Here is a 19447-nt window from a genome sequence, read left to right on the forward strand (position 1 = left end):
GGTCGGGGGGCGCCCCGAACGGCGCGGTCATGGCGGGTCGCAGAGAGTTAGGCGCGACGCCTGGCGCGATCAATATGCTCATGGAAAGTTTCACCGGCCCCGACGAAAGCCGGCAAGGGGTGCGGTTCAGACGGCTTTGACCGCCAGCACCGCATTGGTGCCGCCGAAGGCGAAGCTGTTGCTGATCGCGATGCGTACAGCGCGCTCACGCGCCACGTTCGGCGTGATGTCGAGATCGCAGTCGGCGTCGGCTTCCCGATAGTTGGCGGTCGGCGGCACGATGCCGTCGCGGATCGCCATCACGCAGGCGATCATTTCCAGCGCGCCGGACGCGCCGAGACAGTGGGCGTGCATCGATTTGGTCGAGGAGATAGAAAGCTTGTAGGCATGGCCGCCGAAGACACGCTTGATCGCCGCCGTCTCGATCTGGTCGTTGGCCTTGGTGCCAGTGCCATGCGCGTTGAGATAGTCGACGTCCTCCGGATTGAGCCCGGCATCGACGAGGCAGAAGCGCATCGCCGCCTCCGGCCCTTCGATGGTCGGCGCAACGATGTCGGAGGCGTCGGCGGAAAGGCCGACGCCGGCGATTTCGGCAAGGATGGCGGCGCCGCGCGCCATGGCATGCTCGTAGGTTTCCAGCACCACCATGCCCGCGCCCTCGCCGAGCACAAGCCCTTGGCGATCGGCCGAAAACGGCCGGCAGGTGTCCGGCGACAAGACCCGCAGGGCCTCCCAGCCCTTGAGGATGCCCCAGACCAGCGGCGCATCGGTGCCGCCGGCGACCATGACGTCGGCGCGGCCGAGCCTGATCTGGTCGACCGCCGAGGCAATGGCGTGGTTGGATGACGAACAGGCAGAGGTGATGCCGAATACCGGCCCGCGCAGACCAAGATTCATGCTGACGTGGCCGGCGGCCGCGCCCGGCATTACTTTCGGCACGGTGAAGATGCCGGCGCGGTTCTTGCCTTCGAGCAGGATGGCGCGATAGCTCTCTTCGATTGCCTCCCAGCCGCAGACGCCGACGCCGACGATGGTGCCCATCCGATAGGTGTTGGCCGCGTGCGGGTTCAATCCCGCCTGCTGTGCCGCCTCCCGCGCGGCGATCGTCGCCAGAAGGCTGAAGCGGTCCATCGACACGACCTGCTTGCGGTCGATGCCGTGCTCGGGAAGCGTTTTGATTTCGCAACCGACCCTGGCCTTGAGGTCATGCAGCTCGGAATTGACGATCGCACCGATTGCCGAACGGCCGGTGCGCATCTCATTCCATATTGCTGGTGCATTGGTGCCGAGCCCGCATAACCCGCCGATGCCCGTGATGACGATGCGCTTGTGCATTCAGTCAGGCTTTTTTCGCGATCAGCGCGCGAACCGCCTCGACCATGTCGCCGACATTCTTCAGATTGCTCCAGGCATCGACCGTGTTCATCTCGATTTCGATGCCATACTCTTCCTCGAGATCGAAGATGATTTCCGTCAGTTCCAGCGAATGGATGCCAAGGGCGGTCAGTTCGGTACTGGTGGTGATTTCCTCGCCGCCCGGCTCGGCATGAGCCTTGATCTTGGCGATGATATCGTTTGCCAGCTGGTCAGCCATTCGGTTTCTTCCCCAACTCTGTCGTTTCCCGACGCCAACTGATCAGCGCCCCTTTTGTCCTCGATTACGTCGTCATCGTCGCCTTTTACCCCCGCCAGGCGCCGATGACCGTACCAAGGTGGCTCCCTCTATAGAAACCGAAACGCTGTCAAGCAACAAGCTATATATCGACAAAGCCGCCGCAGTGCTTAACGTTGGTGTCGTGGATACGATCGCATATAGCTTGAGCTCAGTGTCGCCGGCCCAGCGCGTTGCCGGCGTCGCGCGGCTTGGCTGCGACTGGAACGGAGGCCGCACGCGTCTTCGGCGCTTGTACCAGGACGGCTCGGCCAAGATCCGCATGCCGGCAGTCTCGGCCGATCCGCTCGAAGCTGTCCTGATCAACACTGCCGGTGGCCTGACCGGCGGCGACCGTCTCGCCTGGCAGGTCGATGTCGGTGCCGGCGCCTCCGCAACCATAACAACGCAGGCCTGCGAGAAAATCTACCGCGCCGCATCCGATCGCGCCGAAGTGCGGGTGCAACTGACCGTCGGCGAAGGCGGCCACATTGCCTGGCTGCCGCAGGAAACCATCGTCTTCGACCGCTCGGTCTTTGCCCGCACGCTTGACGTGGAGCTTGCCGCCGGAGCCGAGGCGCTGATCCTGGAGGCTACTGTCTTCGGCCGCCTGGCCATGGGCGAACGGGCAGCGCAAGGCTATTTCCACGACCGCTGGCGCGTCCGCCAGGACGGAGCGCTGGTCCATGCCGAGGAGTTCCGCATCGGGCCCGACATTGCGGCCACCTTGAACCGTACGGCTGTGGCCGGTGGCGGCATCGCCGTGGCGACGCTGCTGATGGTGTCGCCGCGGGCAGAGGCTTTGCTCGAGCCGGCCCGGGGCATGGTCGGCGGCCAGGGCGGCGTCAGTTTCTGGAGTGTGCGGAAATCTGGCAAGCTTCTTGCGAGGCTGTTCGCCGAGGACGGCTACCAGCTCCGCAAGCGGCTGGTGCCGCTTGTCGAATTGCTCAACGGGCGGGCGGGCCTGCCCAAATTATGGTCACTCTGATTTCGATTATGCCACTGCAGGAAAAAGCATGAATCTGACGCCGAGGGAGAAAGACAAGCTGCTGATCGCCATGGCGGCGATCGTGGCCCGCAAGCGGCTCGAACGCGGCGTCAAGCTCAACCACCCGGAAGCGATCGCGCTGATCACCGATTTCGTCGTCGAGGGTGCCCGCGACGGGCGCGCGGTCGCCGAGCTGATGGAGGCCGGCGCCCATGTCGTGACCCGGGCGCAGGTGATGGAAGGCATTGCCGAAATGATCCACGATGTGCAGGTCGAGGCGACGTTTCCCGACGGCACCAAGCTGGTGACCGTGCACGAACCGATCAGATAATCACCAAAGGCGAGGAGAGGAAAATGCTTGAGCTGCGTCCCAACTGCGAATGCTGCGACAAGGATCTGCCGCCCGATGCGACAGATGCGGTGATCTGCACCTTCGAATGCACCTTCTGCGCGGACTGCGCCCAAAACGTGCTCGGCGGCGCCTGTCCGAATTGTGGCGGCAACTTCTCGGCCCGCCCGATCCGTCCGGCAGCGATGCTGAAGAAATATCCGGCCTCGACCCAGCGCATTCTCAAGGCAGAGGGCTGCGGCCCGGCCCGCAAGGCCGCGTGAGAGGCATGATGATCTCGAAGATGGAAGGTACGCCGATGATCCCCGCTACGATGAAACGCACAACGCTGTCGGCGGTCCTGCTGCTGGCGGCAGCTGGGCCAGCCTATGCCCATGTCGGCGACGGCACGGTTTCGTCCTTCACCGCCGGCTTCACCCACCCGCTCTCCGGCCTCGATCACATGACGGTGATGATTGCCGTCGGCCTGTGGGCAGCACTCAAGGGCGACAAAGCGATCTGGGCATGGCCGCTGGCTTTCGTCGGCATCATGCTGGCCGGCGGCGCGCTCGGCATCCTGCATGTGCCGATGGCTTTCGTCGAGCCGGCCATATTGGCGTCCGTCGTGGTGCTCGGGCTGCTGGTTGCGCTCGCCGTCGACCTTCCGGTCTCGGCCGGCGTCGCCGTCATCGGCCTGTTCGCGTTGTTCCACGGCTATGCCCACGGCACCGAGGTGCCCGAAAATGCGGGTGGGCTCGGCTACATGGCGGGCTTTGCCGCCGCCACCGCGCTGCTCCACGCCGTCGGCATCACTGCCGGTTTCAACCTCGGCTGGCGCTTCCGCGGACTTGCCCGCGTCGCCGGGGCCGCCTGTGCCACGATTGGCGCCGGCCTTGCTTTCGGCGTCCTGTGAGGGCCGCAATGATCCCAGGTGAAATCATCACGGCAAGCGGCGAGATAGAGCTGAACAAGGGTCTGGCGACCGTCACCTTGAAGGTAGCCAACAGCGGCGATCGGCCGATCCAGGTCGGCAGCCATTATCATTTCTTCGAGACCAATGAAGGGCTGAGATTCGATCGCGACCAGGCCCGCGGCATGCGCCTCGACATCGCTGCCGGCACCGCCATGCGCTTCGAGCCGGGGCAGGAGCGTGACGTTACCCTGGTGCCGTTCGGCGGCAAGCGCGAGGTCTACGGATTTCAGCAGAAGATCATGGGCAAGCTGTGAGATCGAAGGCGTCGAGCAGTTTCGGCTCAGCCGGGCGGCTTGGCCGCCGCATAGATGACGACCTTTCCCGGATCGTCGAATTCCACCGCCAGAACGTCCTCGGTTTGCACTCTCCGCGAGTCGATGGCGTTGAACAGCAATGCGTTCGCCTCGATCTCCTTGCGCAGCTCGGCAATGTCGTCCCGATGTTGCCTGACCTTGTTTTCGATCGCCGGCGGCGGGCCGCCTTCGGTGCGCGCGGCGTCGGTAAGAAACACGATATCGACCTTGTCGAGCTTGGACGTCTTGCGCACGACAGCGATGTTTTCACGCGTGCGGTCGATCGCCGAGCTGACCTTGCCGGCTTCCGCATTTGTCTTGGTCTCTTCCTGGCCGACCTCCGAGCCGACGATCCGGTTGACGGTCTCGGCGCTATCGAGGCTCTGCGCGTTCAGCGCGGCGTGCGGAATGCTGGCTGCCAGAAACGCGGTCGCAGCAATCCCATGCAGCCATCTGGTGTCGGAGAAGGTGGTGATCGCCATCGCTCGTTCTCAGGCTCCTTTTCGAGGCTTGTGTCAGGGCGACAGGACCGAAACGTAACTTCCCCTGTGAAGGTTCCCTTTGCGATGCGGCGGGCTGACCGGGCGCCGGCCCGCCGCCTCGCCTCGTCAGCTGGCTTTCTTGGTGATCAGCGTCAGCGCGCCATTGGTGCTCATGCTGGCGGCGATCACCTGCGCCGAGGTGAGTCCTTTCGCTTCGAGCGCGGACTTGACCTCCGGTGTCGCGTCGATCGAGCCGCGCAGCTTCTGCAAATCGGCATCGCTGCGCTTAGCGATCACCTCGTTGACCTTGGCTTGAGTATCCGCCGGCAGATCCTTGATATCGACGACATTGATCGCCTGAATGGTGGGCGCCTGCGGCTGCGCCCCGGGCGCGGCAGGAGCAGGAGCGGCCGGCGCCGGACTGGGCTGCTGCGCAGGCTGTTGCTGGGCGCTGGCGGCGGTTGCGAGCACCAGCGTGGCGGCGGCTGCCAGAAGGGTCGTTTTGCGCATGGATGTTCCTTTCCATCGATTGGCAAATGGTCGTTTTGGGGTGGCCCGCCCACCTCAACCGCCAAATGGGATCGGAAAGTGTCGCTCAGCGGGTCATTGCGTGACCATAGGATGGCGGCAATGTGGGTCCCGGCTTCGACAAGCGGTATTTTCGGGCTGTATTTCGGGAGCAATTGCTGATGGCTAAAATCACCCGCGCCGCCTATGCGCAGATGTACGGCCCGACCGTTGGCGACAAGGTCCGGCTCGCCGACACCGAACTGTTCATCGAGGTCGAAAAGGATCTCACCCTTTACGGTGAGGAGGTGAAATTCGGCGGCGGCAAGGTCATCCGCGATGGCATGGGCCAGAGCCAGGTTTCGCGCGCGCAAGGCGCGGTCGACACCGTCATCACCAATGCGCTGGTCGTCGATGCCACCGCCGGTATCGTCAAGGCAGATATCGGCCTCAGGGACGGCCGTATCGCCGCGATCGGCAAGGCCGGCAATCCGGATACTCAAGGCGGCGTCACCATCATCATCGGCCCCGGCACCGAGATCATCGCCGGCGAGGGCAAGATCCTGACCGCCGGCGGCTTCGACGCGCATATCCACTTCATCTGCCCGCAGCAGATCGAGGAAGCGCTGATGTCGGGCATCACCACCATGCTCGGCGGCGGCACCGGCCCGGCGCACGGTACGCTGGCCACCACCTGCACGCCTGGCCCGTGGCATCTGGCACGCATGATCCAGTCTTTCGATGCCTTCCCGATGAATATCGGCCTGTCGGGCAAGGGCAACGCGTCGCTGCCTGCCGCGCTCGAGGAGATGGTGCTCGCCGGCGCCTGCTCGCTGAAGCTGCATGAGGACTGGGGCACGACACCGGCTGCAATCGACTGCTGCCTGTCGGTCGCCGACGATTACGACGTGCAGGTCATGATCCACACCGACACGCTGAACGAGTCCGGCTTCGTCGAAAACACGGTGGCGGCGATCAAGGGCCGCACCATCCATGCCTTCCACACCGAAGGCGCCGGCGGCGGCCACGCACCTGATATCATCAAGGTCTGCGGCCTGCCCAACGTCATTCCGTCCTCGACCAATCCGACCCGCCCCTACACGGTCAACACGCTGGCCGAACACCTCGACATGCTGATGGTCTGTCACCATCTGTCGCCGTCGATCCCCGAAGATATCGCCTTTGCCGAAAGCCGCATCCGCAAGGAAACCATCGCCGCCGAAGACATTCTGCACGACATCGGCGCCTTCTCGATCATCTCGTCGGACAGCCAGGCCATGGGCCGCGTCGGCGAAGTCGCGATCCGCACCTGGCAGACCGCCGACAAGATGAAGCGCCAGCGCGGTTCGCTGCCGCAGGAGACCGGCGACAACGACAATTTCCGCGTCCGCCGCTACATCGCCAAATACACCATCAATCCGGCCATCGCGCATGGCCTGTCGAAGGACATTGGCTCGGTGGCGGTGGGAAAACGCGCCGATCTCGTGCTGTGGAATCCGGCGTTCTTCGGCGTCAAGCCGGACATGGTGCTGATCGGCGGCATGATCGCCGCCGCCCCGATGGGCGATCCCAACGCCTCGATCCCGACGCCGCAGCCGATGCACTATCGGCCGATGTTCGGCGCCTATGGCAAGGCGATGACCAATTCGTCGGTGACATTCGTTTCGAAAGCCGCGCTCGACGCCGGCCTGCGCGGCAGGCTCGGCGTCGACAAGCAGATGGTGGCGGTCGAGAATACCCGCGGCGGCATCGGCAAGCATTCGATGGTGCTCAACGACGCCACGCCGCATGTCGAGGTCGACCCCGAAACCTACGAGGTCCGCGCCGACGGCGAGTTGCTCACCTGCGAGCCGGCCACCGTGCTGCCGATGGCGCAACGCTACTTCCTGTTCTGAACCATAGGCGTTAGAACGACCGATGTAGAACATGCCGCGCCAGGCCTATGGACCAGCAACTCCCTTACGCCCACGACATTTTCCCGCATATCCGCATTGTCCTGGGCATGGTGATCGGCCTTGGCGTCACACGGCTGCTGTCGGGGCTCGCCCGCATCGTCCAGCATCCCGGCCAGTACCGGCTCTATCCCGTGCACCTCGCCTGGGTTGCGTCGGTGCTTCTGATGCTGGTGCATTTCTGGTGGTGGGAGTTCGGCCTGTTCCAGATCGAGAATTGGACCTTCGGCAAATACCTGTTCATCATCTTCTACGCCGTCACGCTGTTCCTGCTCTGCGCGCTGCTGTTCCCGGATTCGATGCTGGACTACACCAGCTATGAGGATTTCTTTTATTCGCGCCGGGCCTGGTTCTTCGGCCTGCTGGCGGCGACCTATCTGCTCGACGTGATCGACACGCTGCTGAAAGGGCCGGAGCATTTCGCCCATTTCGGCATCGAATATCTGATCCGCACGCCGGTTTTCGTCGCGCTTTGCGTCATTGCGATCCTGCTGCGCGACCGCCGCTTTCACATCGCCTTTGTCGCCGGCGCGCTCGTCTATCAGATATCGTTCATCCTGCGGCTCTTCGACACGATCGTCTGAGCCCCATTGGGGCGGCGGACCGGATAGTCTAGGCTTTTTGCGAAAGGCAGTCTTACATGAAGCTCGATATTCGCACCGACTTCACCAAATTCCCGCGCGCCGTCTCCGTCCTGGCCGCAGGCGAAGCCGGAACCACTACGCCATATGACAGCGCAGTGCTTGCTCATGACGAGCGGCATCTGCGCCGTCGCGCCATCGAAACGGCCCGTAGCGACAAGGTGCTGGTCGACCTGCCCGAACCGGTGACGTTGAACCATGGTGACCGGCTGGTGCTGGAGGATGGCCGCCAAATCGAGATCATCGCGGCCGCGGAGCCGCTCTACGACATCAGGGCCAGCGATCCTGTCCATCTGGCCGAGCTTGCCTGGCACATCGGCAACCGCCATCTCGCCGCCGCAATCGAAGCTGGGCGCATCCTCATCCTGCGCGACCATGTCATCAAGGCGATGCTGGAGGGATTGGGCGCCATTGTGAGCGACGTCTCCGAGCCGTTCAAGCCGGTGCGCGGCGCTTATTCCGGCCATGGCGGGCACGGCCATGCTCATGCCGAGGCGCATACGCACAGCCACGCCGAAGCGCATTCTCATAGCCATAGCGAATCGCATTCCCACAGCCATTCGCACGACCATGACCATGACTGACCAGCCTTCCAACATTGCATTGTTGCGGCTGATGGCGTGGCTGTCGCCTTCCTTCCCGGTCGGCGGCTTTTCCTACAGCCATGGCTTGGAACAAGCCGTGCATGCCGGGCTGGTTGCCGACAGCAAAGACCTTGCAGCGTGGCTGGAAACGCTGGTCGAGATGGGTTCCGGCTGGAACGATGCGGTGCTGTTTGCCGAAAGCTGGCGCCGGGCGCGCGAAGCCGGCGATCTGGTCGAGGTCGCTGCGCTCGCCGAGGCCCTAGCCGGCTCGCGCGAGCGTCATGCCGAAACCATGCTGCAGGGCGCCGCCTTCCTGAAGGCGGCCTCGGCCTGGCCGTGCCAGGTGCTGGACCGCCTGCCGGCCGAATGTGCCTATTGCGTCGCCGTCGGTGCCGTCGCCGGCGGCCACGGATTTATGCTGCGGGATGCGCTGGCCGGCTTCCTGCAGGCCTTCTTTTCCAACCTCGTCCAGGCCGCGATCCGGCTTGGTGTCGTTGGCCAGACCGGAGCGACCGCGCTGCTCGCCGGCTTCGAGCCGCTGGCCTTGGCGACTGCAGCCCGCGCTGCCGACTCGACCCTCGACGATCTCGGCGGCTGCGCTTTTATCTCAGACATCACGGCGATGAAGCACGAGACCCAGTATTCGCGGCTGTTCCGCTCATGATCGTCCTCGCTTTCGCCCTCTCGCTGGTCCTGCTGCTGATCACCGCGCTGCATGTCTATTGGGCTATTGGCGGCATCTGGCCGGGCATGGATGCTGCCTCCTGCGCCCGCGCCGTCATCGGCTTTCATGGCGTCGATGAAATGCCGGCACCCTTCGCCAGCTTCGCCGTTGCCGCCTGCCTCGGCCTGGCGACACTGTGGCCGATGGCGCTCGAGGGCATCTTTGCCACGCCCTTTCCCAAGGCCGGGCTTGCCGCCACGTCGCTGCTCATCGCGCTGGTTTTCCTGGCGCGCGGCATTGCCGGCTTCACGCCGTGGTGGCGCCGGCTGACGCCCGAGCAACCTTTCGCGCGGCTCGATCTGCGTTATTATTCGCCGCTGTGCCTGCTGATCGGCCTCGGCTTCGCCATCCTTGCCTTCACGGAGTTCCCCGCATGATATCCCCGAACGGCCCTCTTCGCATCGGCATCGGCGGTCCGGTCGGCTCCGGCAAGACGACGCTCACCGAAAAGCTCTGCAAGGCGCTGCGCGACGAGTTCTCGATCGCCGTCGTCACCAACGACATCTACACCAAGGAGGACGCCATGATGCTGGCGCGCCTCCAGGCGCTGCCCGAAGATCGCATCATCGGCGTCGAGACCGGCGGCTGCCCGCACACCGCCATCCGCGAGGACGCCTCGATCAATCTGCAGGCGATTGCCGAAATGACCAAAAAATTCCCGGATCTCGACATCATCTTCATCGAATCGGGCGGCGACAACCTCGCCGCCACCTTCTCGCCGGACCTTGCCGACCTGACGCTCTATGTCATCTCGGTTTGCCAGGGCGAGGAGATTCCGCGCAAGGGCGGACCGGCGATCACCCGGTCCGATTTCCTGGTCATCAACAAGAGCGACCTTGCGCCCTATGTGAACGTCAATCTCGATGTCATGGAACGCGACGCTGCCCGCATGCGCGGCAAACGGCCGTTCGGCTTCACCGACCTGTCGCGCGGCAAGGGGCTGCAGGAGGTCATCGATTTTATCGTCGAGCATGGCGGCCTAAGGGTCGGCGCCGCCGCCAGTACGGCAGCATAGCAATCGCGTTCGCCTGCACCAAACGAAACCGGTTGCGCGTCTTCCCGCCGCGCGGCATCCTCGCCTCTTTCACGGAGGTCTACGATGAGCATCACGCGCCTGCAGAAGGAAGTGCTGACCAACCTGCCGTTCTATGAAGAACGTGTCGATCTCGCTTGCGCCTTCCGCTGGACGGCGCGGCTCAACATGCACGAGGCGGTGGGCAATCATTTCTCGCTGGCGGTCAACGACGATGGCTCGCAATTCCTGATGAATCCCAATCAGGTGCATTTCTCGCGCATCAAAGCGAGCGACCTGCTGCTGATCGACGCCAACGATCCCGACACGCTCTCCGGCCCGAATGCACCTGACCCGACGGCATGGGGCCTGCATGGCGCCATCCATCGCAATGTGCGTCATGCACGCTGCGTCATGCATGTCCACTCGATCCACGCCACGGTGCTTGCCTCGCTCGCCGACTCGACGTTGCCGCCGGTCGACCAGAACTCAGCGATCTTCTTCAACCGCCATGTCGTCGACGGGCATTACGGCGGGCTGGCCTTCGAGGAAGAAGGCGAGCGCTGCTCGCAGCTTCTTGTCGACCCGAAGGTCAAGGTCATGGTGATGGGCAACCATGGCGTGCTGGTCATCGGCGACAGCGTTGCCGACACCTTCAACCGCATGTTCTATTTCGAGCGCGCCGCCGAAACCTACATCAAGGCGCTGTGGACCGGCCGGCCGCTGCGGGTATTGTCGGACGAGATCGCCGAGAAAGCGGCAAGGGAACAGGAAGATTATCCGGGCCAGGCCGAACGCCACCTCTCCGAACTGAAGGCGATCCTCGACGAGCAGGAGCCTGCCTACCGGAACTGAGCGCCCGTTAAAGCTTTAAAGTCCCAGATGGGCCCGCAATTCGTCGGCGCTGTTGATGACAATCGCGCCCGGCGGCCCTTCCATCGGCGCCTCCGGCCAGAAGACCGTCTTCATTCCCGCCGCCAGCCCCGCCGTGGCGCCGGTCATGCTGTCGTCGACCGCTACGGCCTCGGCGGGATCGACGCCGGCCAGCCAGGCGGCGCGCAGGAATGGCTCGGGATGCGGCTTGCCTTCGCGCACGTCGTTGCGGCTGATGGTCTTCATTCCGGGGTAGAAAAGGCCGACCGCGCGCAGATTGGCGTCGACGATCAGCCGGTCGGAATTGGACACCACCGCCTGCTCCACGCCAAGCGCGCGCAGCTCGTTGAAAATCTCGATCGCGCCGCTGCGTGGCGTCAGCGTTTGCGCCATCGGCAGATAGTGATCGTATTTGCGTACGATCCAGTCGTCGAAAGGCAGGTCGAGGCCGAACTCGTCGCGCAGCATCTCGTAGACCGGCCATGCGGCGATGCCGAGCACGCGCTCATGCAGGTCGGTTGGCGGGGCGATGCCAACGCTGTGCAGCGCCGCAACCAGCGCCGCCTCGTGCAGCGGCTCGCTGTCGACCAGCGTGCCGTCCATATCCCAGAAAACCGCTTTCGGCGTCATGCGAGGCTCCATTCTCCAGAATCCCTTAAAGCGTTTAGCTCGGGAGATAAACCGCCGCGTCCCCGCTAATGCATGTCGCGCAAAAGTGTGCAGCGGTTTTGTGATAACGACATGCATAAAAAAGAATCTAAAGCGCGTCGCATGAGGCCGATCGAACACGTCGCGCTTTGGAACCGAGATTGGTGCGACCTCGACAGCCTTGCTGTTGCGACGAGACTAGGTCGACCCCGTCACTTCGTTCGAGCCACCAAGTCCGGACCTTAAGCAATTGCTCGTACAATAGGCAATTGCGCACGACCTCATTCCCTGCGAAACTATGGTGCTCCGCCTCTTATGCTCGGCGGGCTGGGAGGCAGGGACCTTGAATTCGCGGCAGGATAGCGGCGGCAACAGGCTGGACGACGCGGCGCGCGCCGGCTGGCTCTATTACGTTGCCGGCAACACCCAGGACCAGATCGCCGCCACGCTTGGCATCTCCCGGCAGACGGCGCAGCGGCTGGTGTCGCTCGCGGTCTCCGAAGGGTTGATCAAGGTGCGCGTCGACCATCCGATCGCCAATTGCCTCGACCTTGCGGCACGGCTGAAATCGCGCTTTGCGCTTGATCTGGTCGAGGTGGTGCCGAGCGACCCGTCTTCGTCCTCCACCGTCATCGGCGTCGCCGAGGCGGCGGCGGCCGAGATCGAGCGGCGGCTGCGGTCGCCGACGCCGATCGTCATGGCGATCGGCACCGGCCGCACGCTGAAGGCGGCGATCGAGCAGCTGCCGCCGATGGAATGCCCGCAGCACAAGGTGGTGTCGCTGACCGGCAACATCTCGCCGGACGGCTCGGCCGCCTTCTACAACGTGATCTTCACCATGGCCGACAGGGTCAAGGCGCGCTCGTTTCCGATGCCTTTGCCGGTCATCGCTTCCTCGCCCGAAGAGCGCGAGATGCTGCTCAGCCAGCCGATGATCCAGCCGACCCTGGCGCTTGCGGCCGAGGCCGACGTCACCTTTGTCGGCATCGGCGATCTCGGCCCGAAGGCGCCGCTTTACGAGGACGGCTTCATTTCGGAGGGTGAATTGAAGGCGCTGCAGAAGGCCGGCGGCGTTGCCGAGATCGTCGGCTGGGTGTTCGATCGCGACGGCCGCATGATCGAAGGCATCACCAACGACCGGGTGTCGTCGGCGCCGCTGCCGTCGCGCGAAAAGTCGCTGGTGATCGCGCTTGCCATGGGCGACCGCAAGCTGCCGGGCATCTTCGCCGCCGTCAACCGGCGGCTGGTCAACGGCCTCATCACCGATGAGCGGACCGCCGCCGCCTTGCTGGCCGGCGCATGATCTCAGAGCCGCTGGCGGTCGGAAACGATCAGGTGAAATCGAAACGCAGCTGAACCCTCGATAAAACGAGCGACATTATTGGTGCCGGCCACAAGGATCGTTGCCGTCGAGGAAGCCCATGTCGCGCTGGAGATGCGGCGGCAGTTCCCGGACGTCGAGATAGGCCCGTTTCCGCGCCGCGTGCCTTGCCAATCCCCGCGCCAGCCGTGAAAACCAGCCATGGGCTGGAGCAAGAAGCAGCTTTTCCTGTAATGTGGTCATGATCGTCAGCCTTCGCTATCTCTAGGCGTAATTGATCTTCAACACGGAATATCGGTAGGACCGGCCGGTGCCGCCAATCAAACGTCGATCATTGCCCATAAGGAGGGCTTATGCCGGAGCTCAATTCACGACAGCTGGTTTCGCAGCTTCCTCCGCTTCAGGCGATCCGGGTGTTCGAGGCGGTGGCGCGGCATCTCTCGTTCACCAAGGCCGCCCAGGAGCTTGGCATGACGCAGGCGGCGGCAAGCTATCAGATCAAGCTTTTGGAGGAGCGCATCGGCGCACCCTTGTTCCTGCGCCAGCCAAAACAGATCGTGCTGACCGAACCTGGCCAACGCCTGGCGCCCGCGGTCAGCGAAGCGTTCGCGCTGTTGAGCGGCGCCTATGCCGCCGCGCGCACCGGCGCCGATGGCGTGCTTTGCGTTTCGACGCTGCTGACCTTTGCCTCCAATTGGCTGGCGCAGCATCTCGGCTCGTTCCAGGTCGCGCATCCGTCGCTGGCGGTGCGCGTCGATACCTCGAACAGGGTTGTCGACTTTGCCAGAGAGGATATCGACATCGCCATCCGCTCCGGCGGCGGCAATTGGCCGGGCGTCGAGACCCATATGCTGTTCCGGGCCGACTTCACGCCGGTCCTTAGTCCAAAGCTCGCGGCAAGCATCGGCGGCGTCAACGAACCGGCCGACCTGCTACGGCTGCCGATCCTCGACCCGGGCGACATCTGGTGGCGGGACTGGTTTGCCGCCGCCGGCCTGCCGGTCGCGGAATTGGCCAAACGCACCGGCACCAGCATGGGCGCGCAGGCCTACGAGGCCAATGCCGCGATTGCCGGCCACGGCGTGGCGATCGTCACCAAGGCGCTGTTCAAGACCGAACTTGCCGACGGCCGCCTGATTCAGCCCTTCGATCTTGTTGGTGACGACGGCCATGCCTATTGGCTGGTCTACCCGACAGCGCGGCGCAACGTGCCGAAGATCCGCGCCTTTCGTGAATGGATCCTGAACGAGATCGCTTGCCAGTAGGCCGAATCCAGGCCACCCGGACAGCAAAGCTCCGGCTTTTGACGGCGCGATGAGCCCGACCCAACCCTTCTCCACATATACCGCGAGTGTCCCAGGCTTGCCGCTGCACGAGACCGCGTGCTGCGCTGCAGCAACGAATCCGGCTTGACATAATTTGCGGCAAGTGAGTAATTGCTCACAGCCAAGGCAAATGCTCATCTTGGTTCATGGGAGGAATTTTGATGAAACTTCGCACGTTCACCCTAGGCCTGTTGCCGGCCAGCGCGCTTGCTTTCGCCGCGCATGCCGAATCCATCACCATCGCCACGGTCAACAATGGCGACATGGTCCGCATGCAGAAGCTGACCGACGACTTCACCGCAACGAATCCCGACATCCAGCTGCAGTGGGTCACGCTCGAGGAAAATGTCCTGCGCGAGCGCGTCACCACCGACATCGCCACCAAGGGCGGCCAATACGACGTGATGACCATCGGCACCTACGAGGTGCCGATCTGGGCCAAGCAGAGCTGGCTCCTGCCGCTCGACAAGCTCGGCGACGACTATGACGTCAAGGACATCATCCCGGCCATTGCCGGCGGCTTGTCGGTCGACGGCAAGCTCTACGCCGCGCCGTTCTACGGCGAAAGCTCCTTCGTCATGTACCGCAAGGATCTGATGGAAAAGGCCGGGCTCAAGATGCCCGATGCACCGACCTGGGACTTCATCAAGCAGGCTGCCGACAAGATGACCGACCGCGCCAACGGCGTGAACGGCGTCTGCCTGCGCGGCAAGGCCGGCTGGGGCGAGAACATGGCCTTCCTGACCGCCATGTCGAACTCGTTCGGCGCGCGCTGGTTCGACGAGAACTGGAAGCCGCAATTCGACCAGCCCGAGTGGAAGAACACGCTGCAGTTCTATGTCGACCTGATGAAGGCCGATGGCCCCGAGGGCGCATCATCCAACGGCTTCAACGAAAACCTGGCGCTATTCCAGCAGGGCAAATGCGGCATGTGGATCGACGCCACCGTCGCTGCTTCCTTCGTCTCTGATCCGAAGAACTCCACCGTCGCCGACAAGGTTGGCTATGCGCTGGCGCCGGACAATGGCCTCGGCAAGCGCGGCAACTGGCTGTGGGCCTGGTCGCTGGCCATCCCCGCCGGCACGCAGAAGGCCGACGCCGCTCAAAAGTTCGTATCCTGGGCTACCAGCAAGCATTATGCCGAGCTCGTCGCCTCGAAGGAAGGCTGGGCCAACGTTCCGCCGGGAACGCGCTCCTCGCTCTATGCCAATCCCGAGTACCAGAAGGCAGCACCTTTCGCCAAGATGACGCTGGACTCGATCAACTCCGCCGATCCGACGCATCCGACCGTCAAGCCGGTGCCTTATGTCGGCGTCCAGTTCGTCGCCATTCCTGAGTTCCAGGGCCTCGGCACCACTGTCGGCCAGCTCTTCTCGGCGGCACTTGCCGGCCAGTCGAGCGTCGACGACGCCCTGAAGCAGGCGCAGGACGCCGCCACCGCGACGATGACCGAGGGCGGTTACATCAAGTAGGCTCCTCCCGGTGCCGGTTGCCAATGGCGACCGGCAACGGCCGCCCGAATCCCAGTTCGGGCGGCCGGCTTTCACACCGCTGAAAACTTGGCTGACCTCGAAGGGTGACCGTCATGGCTACTCAGCAGACCCGTTCGCTTGCCCGCTTCATGATGGCGCCATCCGTGGTGCTGCTGCTGGTTTGGATGATTGTACCGCTGGCATTCACACTGTGGTTCTCCTTCCAGCAGTACAATCCGCTCAATCCGATGCGCGACGGCTTCGTCGGGTTTTCGAACTACGCGCTGTTCTATTCCAACCCGGCATTCCTGCAGTCGATCCTCAACACGCTCACCATCGTCGTCAGCGTGCTTTTGATCACGGTGATCGGCGGTATCTTGCTGGCCCTTCTGCTCGATCAGCCGATGTGGGGACAGGGCATCGTCCGCATCCTCGTCATCTCGCCGTTCTTCGTCATGCCGCCGGTGGCGGCACTGGTCTGGAAGAACATGATCATGCATCCGCAATACGGCGTCTTCGCCGATATTGCGCGCTTCTTCGGCGGGCAGCCGATCGACTGGTTCGGGCAGCACCCGCTTTTGGCGATCATCATCATCGTCGCCTGGCAGTGGCTGCCGTTTGCGACGCTGATCCTGTTGACCGCGCTTCAGTCGCTCGACGGCGAGCAGAAGGAAGCCGCCGAAATGGACGGCGCCGGCTTCATCAGCCGCTTCATCTATTTGACGCTGCCGCATATGTCGCGCGCCATAACCGTGGTCATCCTGATCCAGACGATCTTCCTTCTGTCGGTCTATGCCGAGATCCTCGTCACCACCAATGGCGGCCCGGGTTATGCCTCCACCAACCTGCCCTTCCTCGTCTACCAGAAGGCATTGCTGGAGTTCAAAATCGGCCAGGCGTCCGCCGGCGGTATCATCGCAGTCATTCTCGCCAACATCGTCGCCTTCTTCGCCATGCGCGCCGTCGGCAAGAATTTGGATAAATAAGGGAGGAAACGATGGCACGTGCAGTCACCACCCAGCACAAGACGATTGCGACCGCGGCCGCCTGGATCGTCGCGCTACTGATCTTCTTCCCGATCCTCTATACGATCATCACTTCGTTCAAATCGGAGCAGGAGGCCATCCAGGGCTTCAACCTGTTCCCGTCGGGAACCACGGAGAGCTATTCCGAGGTCCAGGCGCAGAACGGTTATTTCAAATTCTTCCTGAACTCGGTGTTCCTGTCGGTCGGCTCGACCGTCCTGGCTCTGCTTGTCGCCGTTCCGGCGGCATGGTCGATGGCGTTTTCGCCAAGCAAACGCACCAAGGACATCCTGATGTGGATGCTTTCCACCAAAATGATGCCGGCCGTCGCCGTGCTGTTCCCGATCTATCTGATCTTCCGCGATACAGGACTGCTCGACAGCCGCATCGGCCTGATGGTCATGCTGATGTTGATCAACCTGCCGATCGTGGTCTGGATGCTCTACACCTATTTCCGCGAGATCCCGGGCGAGATCCTGGAAGCGGCGCGCATGGACGGCGCATCGCTCTGGAACGAGATCATCTACGTGCTGACGCCGATGGCGGTGCCGGGCATCGCCTCGACCATGCTGCTCAACATCATCCTCGCCTGGAACGAGGCGTTCTGGACGATCCGGCTGACCACCACCGAGGCAGCGCCGCTCACCGCTTTCATCAGCTCCTTCTCCAGTCCGCAGGGGCTGTTCTGGGCCAAGCTTTCGGCCGCCTCGACACTGGCGATCGCGCCGATCCTGATCATGGGCTGGTTCAGCCAGAAGCAGCTGGTCCGCGGCCTGACGTTTGGGGCGGTAAAGTAACGGGCATCGCCTGACGCAAAACGAAAAACAGCCCTTCGGGGGAGGAAATCATGGGAAACATCACGCTCAAGAACGTCTCCAAATCCTTCGGGGCGACGTCCATCATCCCCGGCCTCGACCTGATCATCGAGAACGGCGAGTTCGTCGTCTTCGTCGGCCCGTCGGGCTGCGGCAAGTCCACGCTGTTGCGTCTGATTGCCGGCCTGGAGGACACCAGCGGCGGCACCATCATCATCGATGGCCGCGACGTCACCGGCGAGGCGCCGGCCAAGCGCAAGCTGGCCATGGTGTTCCAGTCCTATGCGCTTTACCCGCATATGACGGTGGCCAAGAACATCGCTTTCCCCCTGAAGATGGCGGGCGAGGACCAGGCGACCATCGACAAGAAGGTGAAGGACGCCGCCCGCATCTTGAACCTCACCAACTACCTAGATCGCCGCCCCGGCCAGCTCTCCGGCGGCCAGCGGCAGCGCGTCGCCATCGGCCGCGCCATCGTGCGCCAGCCTTCCGCCTTCCTGTTCGACGAGCCTTTGTCCAATCTCGACGCGGCGCTGCGCGGCACCATGCGGCTGGAGATCAGCGAGCTGCATCACCAGCTCAAGACCACCATGGTCTACGTCACCCACGACCAGATCGAGGCCATGACCATGGCCGACAAAATCGTCGTGCTCAACGCCGGCAATATCGAGCAGGTCGGCTCGCCGATGGAGCTCTACAAGACACCGAAGAACCTGTTCGTCGCCGGTTTCATCGGCTCGCCGAAGATGAACCTGATCGAAGGCGAGCCGGCCGCCAAATATGGCGCCAGGACAGTCGGCATCCGCCCGGAGCATATGAACATTTCGAAGACGTCAGGCGACTGGAAGGCGACCGTCGGCGTTGCCGAACATCTCGGCTCCGACACGTTTTTGCACGTCCAGGCGGATGGTGTCGGGCAGCTGACGGTGCGTGCCGACGGCGAACTTGCCGCCCATCACGGCGACACAATCTATCTGACACCGGACAAGACCAAGCTGCATCGTTTTGGCACCGATGGGAAGGCGATGCTGCAATGAGGCTCGGAGGTAAATCGGCGCTGATCACCGGATCGGCGCGCGGCATCGGCAGGGCGTTTGCCGAAGCCTACATGCGGGAGGGCGCGACCGTCGCCATCGGCGACATCAATCTCGAGGCTGCCGAGAAGACGGCTTCGGAAATCGGCGGCAACGCCTACGCGGTGAAGCTGGACGTCACCGATCTCGCGTCGATAGATGCGGCTGTCAAGGCGGTCGAAACCAGAGCCGGCGGCCTCGATATTTTGATCAACAACGCTGCGCTGTTCGACCTGGCGCCGATCGTCGAGATCAGCAAGGCAAGCTACGACAAATTGTTCTCGGTCAACGTCGCCGGCACACTGTTTACGCTTCAGGTTGCGGCCCGTTCGATGATTGCCCGCGGCAAGGGCGGCAAGATCATCAACATGGCAAGCCAGGCCGGGCGCCGCGGCGAGGCGCTGGTCGCCGTCTACTGCGCCACCAAGGCGGCGGTCATCTCGCTCACCCAGTCGGCAGGGCTCGACCTGATCAAGCACCGCATCAACGTCAATGCCATCGCCCCGGGTGTCGTCGACGGCGAGCACTGGGACCATGTCGATGCCTTGTTCGCCAAGTTCGAGAACCGGCCGAGGGGCGAGAAGAAGAGACTGGTCGGCGAAGCCGTGCCTTATGGCCGCATGGGCACGGCGCAAGACCTCACCGGCATGGCGGTGTTCCTGGCCAGCGATGAGGCCGAATACATCGTTGCCCAGACCTACAATGTCGATGGCGGCCAGTGGATGAGTTGAGGGGGCGAAGGCGCTCTTCTCCCCGCCTC

At 63.4% G+C, this 19447-nt stretch carries 25 protein-coding genes; 19 read left to right on the forward strand and 6 right to left on the reverse strand.

What is annotated here, in order from left to right; translation table 11 throughout:
- Positions 1-126 precede the first annotated feature (126 nt).
- Both NKI50_RS21245 and NKI50_RS21250 read right to left on the reverse strand, forming a co-directional pair.
- Positions 127-1335: a beta-ketoacyl-[acyl-carrier-protein] synthase family protein gene (locus NKI50_RS21245; RefSeq protein ID WP_352640307.1), complete on the reverse strand. Its 1209-nt coding sequence runs from the start codon at positions 1333-1335 to the stop codon at positions 127-129.
- A 4-nt stretch (positions 1336-1339) separates the two neighbouring features.
- Positions 1340-1594, reverse strand: a complete 255-nt coding sequence (locus NKI50_RS21250) for an acyl carrier protein (protein ID WP_023677013.1) — start codon at positions 1592-1594, stop codon at positions 1340-1342.
- Between the two features lie 211 nt (positions 1595-1805).
- On the opposite strand from NKI50_RS21250, the gene NKI50_RS21255 reads away from it, so the two are divergent.
- The 5 genes from NKI50_RS21255 to NKI50_RS21275 are packed head-to-tail and all read left to right on the forward strand — an operon-like array spanning position 1806 to position 4194.
- Positions 1806-2639: an urease accessory protein UreD gene (locus tag NKI50_RS21255; protein ID WP_502895922.1), complete on the forward strand. Its 834-nt coding sequence runs from the start codon at positions 1806-1808 to the stop codon at positions 2637-2639.
- 28 nt (positions 2640-2667) lie between these two features.
- Positions 2668-2970 carry an urease subunit gamma gene (locus tag NKI50_RS21260; RefSeq protein ID WP_023677011.1) on the forward strand — a complete coding sequence of 101 codons (303 nt, stop codon included), beginning with the start codon at positions 2668-2670 and terminating at the stop codon, positions 2968-2970.
- A gap of 23 nt (positions 2971-2993) precedes the next feature.
- Positions 2994-3251: a DUF1272 domain-containing protein gene (locus NKI50_RS21265; protein ID WP_023722547.1), complete on the forward strand. Its 258-nt coding sequence runs from the start codon at positions 2994-2996 to the stop codon at positions 3249-3251.
- Positions 3252-3286: 35 nt separating this feature from the next.
- Positions 3287-3880, forward strand: a complete 594-nt coding sequence (locus tag NKI50_RS21270) for a HupE/UreJ family protein (RefSeq protein ID WP_031195187.1) — start codon at positions 3287-3289, stop codon at positions 3878-3880.
- An 8-nt stretch (positions 3881-3888) separates the two neighbouring features.
- Positions 3889-4194 carry an urease subunit beta gene (locus NKI50_RS21275; protein ID WP_023722545.1) on the forward strand — a complete coding sequence of 102 codons (306 nt, stop codon included), beginning with the start codon at positions 3889-3891 and terminating at the stop codon, positions 4192-4194.
- 26 nt (positions 4195-4220) lie between these two features.
- Here NKI50_RS21275 and NKI50_RS21280 read toward each other — a convergent pair whose 3' ends face one another.
- Together NKI50_RS21280 and NKI50_RS21285 are read right to left on the reverse strand one after the other, a co-directional pair.
- Complete coding sequence (locus NKI50_RS21280) at positions 4221-4715, reverse strand: hypothetical protein (protein WP_023722544.1); 495 nt, start codon at positions 4713-4715, stop codon at positions 4221-4223.
- 126 nt (positions 4716-4841) lie between these two features.
- A complete protein-coding gene (locus tag NKI50_RS21285) occupies positions 4842-5225 on the reverse strand; it encodes a hypothetical protein (RefSeq protein WP_023722543.1) in 384 nt (127 codons plus the stop codon).
- A gap of 179 nt (positions 5226-5404) precedes the next feature.
- Between NKI50_RS21285 and ureC the strand changes: the two genes are divergently transcribed.
- From ureC to NKI50_RS21320, 7 genes are all read left to right on the forward strand, one after another.
- On the forward strand, positions 5405-7117 hold the full coding sequence (gene ureC, locus NKI50_RS21290; RefSeq protein ID WP_502895920.1) for an urease subunit alpha: 1713 nt from the start codon (positions 5405-5407) through the stop codon (positions 7115-7117).
- Between the two features lie 47 nt (positions 7118-7164).
- Positions 7165-7758 (forward strand): hypothetical protein, encoded by a 594-nt coding sequence (locus NKI50_RS21295; RefSeq protein ID WP_352481502.1) that lies wholly within the window; start codon positions 7165-7167, stop codon positions 7756-7758.
- A 56-nt stretch (positions 7759-7814) separates the two neighbouring features.
- Positions 7815-8399 carry an urease accessory protein UreE gene (gene ureE, locus NKI50_RS21300; protein WP_352481503.1) on the forward strand — a complete coding sequence of 195 codons (585 nt, stop codon included), beginning with the start codon at positions 7815-7817 and terminating at the stop codon, positions 8397-8399.
- On the forward strand, positions 8392-9063 hold the full coding sequence (locus NKI50_RS21305) for an urease accessory protein UreF (RefSeq protein WP_352481504.1): 672 nt from the start codon (positions 8392-8394) through the stop codon (positions 9061-9063). The genes ureE and NKI50_RS21305 overlap by 8 nt, the downstream gene beginning before the upstream one ends.
- The gene (locus tag NKI50_RS21310) at positions 9060-9500 is read left to right on the forward strand and encodes a DUF3995 domain-containing protein (RefSeq protein ID WP_352481505.1); all 441 of its coding nucleotides are present in this window, start codon (positions 9060-9062) and stop codon (positions 9498-9500) included. Before NKI50_RS21305 ends, NKI50_RS21310 begins: the two co-directional genes overlap by 4 nt.
- The gene (gene ureG / locus NKI50_RS21315) at positions 9497-10138 is read left to right on the forward strand and encodes an urease accessory protein UreG (RefSeq protein ID WP_352481506.1); all 642 of its coding nucleotides are present in this window, start codon (positions 9497-9499) and stop codon (positions 10136-10138) included. The genes NKI50_RS21310 and ureG overlap by 4 nt, the downstream gene beginning before the upstream one ends.
- Before the next feature lie 84 nt (positions 10139-10222).
- Entirely contained in the window at positions 10223-10990 is a 768-nt protein-coding gene (locus NKI50_RS21320; RefSeq protein WP_352717499.1) for a class II aldolase and adducin N-terminal domain-containing protein, read from the forward strand.
- Positions 10991-11005: 15 nt separating this feature from the next.
- On the opposite strand, the gene NKI50_RS21325 is transcribed toward NKI50_RS21320, so the two are convergent.
- Positions 11006-11638, reverse strand: coding sequence for an HAD family hydrolase (locus NKI50_RS21325; RefSeq protein WP_352481508.1), 633 nt, complete (start codon positions 11636-11638; stop codon positions 11006-11008).
- Between the two features lie 361 nt (positions 11639-11999).
- On the opposite strand from NKI50_RS21325, the gene NKI50_RS21330 reads away from it, so the two are divergent.
- Complete coding sequence (locus tag NKI50_RS21330; protein WP_023722533.1) at positions 12000-12959, forward strand: sugar-binding transcriptional regulator; 960 nt, start codon at positions 12000-12002, stop codon at positions 12957-12959.
- Positions 12960-13034: 75 nt separating this feature from the next.
- Here the strand turns inward: NKI50_RS21330 and NKI50_RS21335 are convergent, their stop codons facing one another.
- Positions 13035-13220: a hypothetical protein gene (locus NKI50_RS21335; protein ID WP_352495054.1), complete on the reverse strand. Its 186-nt coding sequence runs from the start codon at positions 13218-13220 to the stop codon at positions 13035-13037.
- 110 nt (positions 13221-13330) lie between these two features.
- On the opposite strand from NKI50_RS21335, the gene gcvA reads away from it, so the two are divergent.
- The 6 genes from gcvA (at position 13331) to NKI50_RS21365 (ending at position 19418) form a co-directional block, all read left to right on the forward strand.
- Positions 13331-14242 (forward strand): transcriptional regulator GcvA, encoded by a 912-nt coding sequence (gene gcvA / locus NKI50_RS21340; protein WP_352717501.1) that lies wholly within the window; start codon positions 13331-13333, stop codon positions 14240-14242.
- A 221-nt stretch (positions 14243-14463) separates the two neighbouring features.
- Complete coding sequence (locus NKI50_RS21345) at positions 14464-15774, forward strand: ABC transporter substrate-binding protein (RefSeq protein ID WP_352495053.1); 1311 nt, start codon at positions 14464-14466, stop codon at positions 15772-15774.
- 113 nt (positions 15775-15887) lie between these two features.
- Complete coding sequence (locus NKI50_RS21350) at positions 15888-16760, forward strand: carbohydrate ABC transporter permease (protein ID WP_031195183.1); 873 nt, start codon at positions 15888-15890, stop codon at positions 16758-16760.
- An 11-nt stretch (positions 16761-16771) separates the two neighbouring features.
- Entirely contained in the window at positions 16772-17596 is an 825-nt protein-coding gene (locus tag NKI50_RS21355; protein ID WP_352484354.1) for a carbohydrate ABC transporter permease, read from the forward strand.
- Positions 17597-17646: 50 nt separating this feature from the next.
- A complete protein-coding gene (locus tag NKI50_RS21360) occupies positions 17647-18651 on the forward strand; it encodes an ABC transporter ATP-binding protein (protein WP_352484353.1) in 1005 nt (334 codons plus the stop codon).
- On the forward strand, positions 18648-19418 hold the full coding sequence (locus NKI50_RS21365; RefSeq protein WP_352484352.1) for an L-iditol 2-dehydrogenase: 771 nt from the start codon (positions 18648-18650) through the stop codon (positions 19416-19418). Before NKI50_RS21360 ends, NKI50_RS21365 begins: the two co-directional genes overlap by 4 nt.
- Positions 19419-19447 lie beyond the last annotated feature (29 nt).

It is taken from the genome of Mesorhizobium sp. M0563, from assembly GCF_040321065.1.
GTDB lineage: Bacteria > Pseudomonadota > Alphaproteobacteria > Rhizobiales > Rhizobiaceae > Mesorhizobium.

Bases quoted from the DNA above. Each gene is read 5' to 3' on its own strand.
- NKI50_RS21245 (WP_352640307.1), bottom strand. From the start codon at position 1,335: ATGCACAAGCGCATCGTCATCACGGGCATCGGCGGGTTATGCGGGCTC.
- NKI50_RS21250 (WP_023677013.1), bottom strand. From the start codon at position 1,594: ATGGCTGACCAGCTGGCAAACGATATCATCGCCAAGATCAAGGCTCAT.
- NKI50_RS21260 (WP_023677011.1), top strand. From the start codon at position 2,668: ATGAATCTGACGCCGAGGGAGAAAGACAAGCTGCTGATCGCCATGGCG.
- NKI50_RS21265 (WP_023722547.1), top strand. From the start codon at position 2,994: ATGCTTGAGCTGCGTCCCAACTGCGAATGCTGCGACAAGGATCTGCCG.
- NKI50_RS21270 (WP_031195187.1), top strand. From the start codon at position 3,287: ATGATCCCCGCTACGATGAAACGCACAACGCTGTCGGCGGTCCTGCTG.
- NKI50_RS21275 (WP_023722545.1), top strand. From the start codon at position 3,889: ATGATCCCAGGTGAAATCATCACGGCAAGCGGCGAGATAGAGCTGAAC.
- NKI50_RS21280 (WP_023722544.1), bottom strand. From the start codon at position 4,715: ATGGCGATCACCACCTTCTCCGACACCAGATGGCTGCATGGGATTGCT.
- NKI50_RS21285 (WP_023722543.1), bottom strand. From the start codon at position 5,225: ATGCGCAAAACGACCCTTCTGGCAGCCGCCGCCACGCTGGTGCTCGCA.
- ureC (WP_502895920.1), top strand. From the start codon at position 5,405: ATGGCTAAAATCACCCGCGCCGCCTATGCGCAGATGTACGGCCCGACC.
- NKI50_RS21295 (WP_352481502.1), top strand. From the start codon at position 7,165: ATGGACCAGCAACTCCCTTACGCCCACGACATTTTCCCGCATATCCGC.
- ureE (WP_352481503.1), top strand. From the start codon at position 7,815: ATGAAGCTCGATATTCGCACCGACTTCACCAAATTCCCGCGCGCCGTC.
- NKI50_RS21305 (WP_352481504.1), top strand. From the start codon at position 8,392: ATGACTGACCAGCCTTCCAACATTGCATTGTTGCGGCTGATGGCGTGG.
- NKI50_RS21310 (WP_352481505.1), top strand. From the start codon at position 9,060: ATGATCGTCCTCGCTTTCGCCCTCTCGCTGGTCCTGCTGCTGATCACC.
- ureG (WP_352481506.1), top strand. From the start codon at position 9,497: ATGATATCCCCGAACGGCCCTCTTCGCATCGGCATCGGCGGTCCGGTC.
- NKI50_RS21320 (WP_352717499.1), top strand. From the start codon at position 10,223: ATGAGCATCACGCGCCTGCAGAAGGAAGTGCTGACCAACCTGCCGTTC.
- NKI50_RS21325 (WP_352481508.1), bottom strand. From the start codon at position 11,638: ATGACGCCGAAAGCGGTTTTCTGGGATATGGACGGCACGCTGGTCGAC.
- NKI50_RS21335 (WP_352495054.1), bottom strand. From the start codon at position 13,220: ATGACCACATTACAGGAAAAGCTGCTTCTTGCTCCAGCCCATGGCTGG.
- gcvA (WP_352717501.1), top strand. From the start codon at position 13,331: ATGCCGGAGCTCAATTCACGACAGCTGGTTTCGCAGCTTCCTCCGCTT.
- NKI50_RS21345 (WP_352495053.1), top strand. From the start codon at position 14,464: ATGAAACTTCGCACGTTCACCCTAGGCCTGTTGCCGGCCAGCGCGCTT.
- NKI50_RS21350 (WP_031195183.1), top strand. From the start codon at position 15,888: ATGGCTACTCAGCAGACCCGTTCGCTTGCCCGCTTCATGATGGCGCCA.
- NKI50_RS21355 (WP_352484354.1), top strand. From the start codon at position 16,772: ATGGCACGTGCAGTCACCACCCAGCACAAGACGATTGCGACCGCGGCC.
- NKI50_RS21360 (WP_352484353.1), top strand. From the start codon at position 17,647: ATGGGAAACATCACGCTCAAGAACGTCTCCAAATCCTTCGGGGCGACG.
- NKI50_RS21365 (WP_352484352.1), top strand. From the start codon at position 18,648: ATGAGGCTCGGAGGTAAATCGGCGCTGATCACCGGATCGGCGCGCGGC.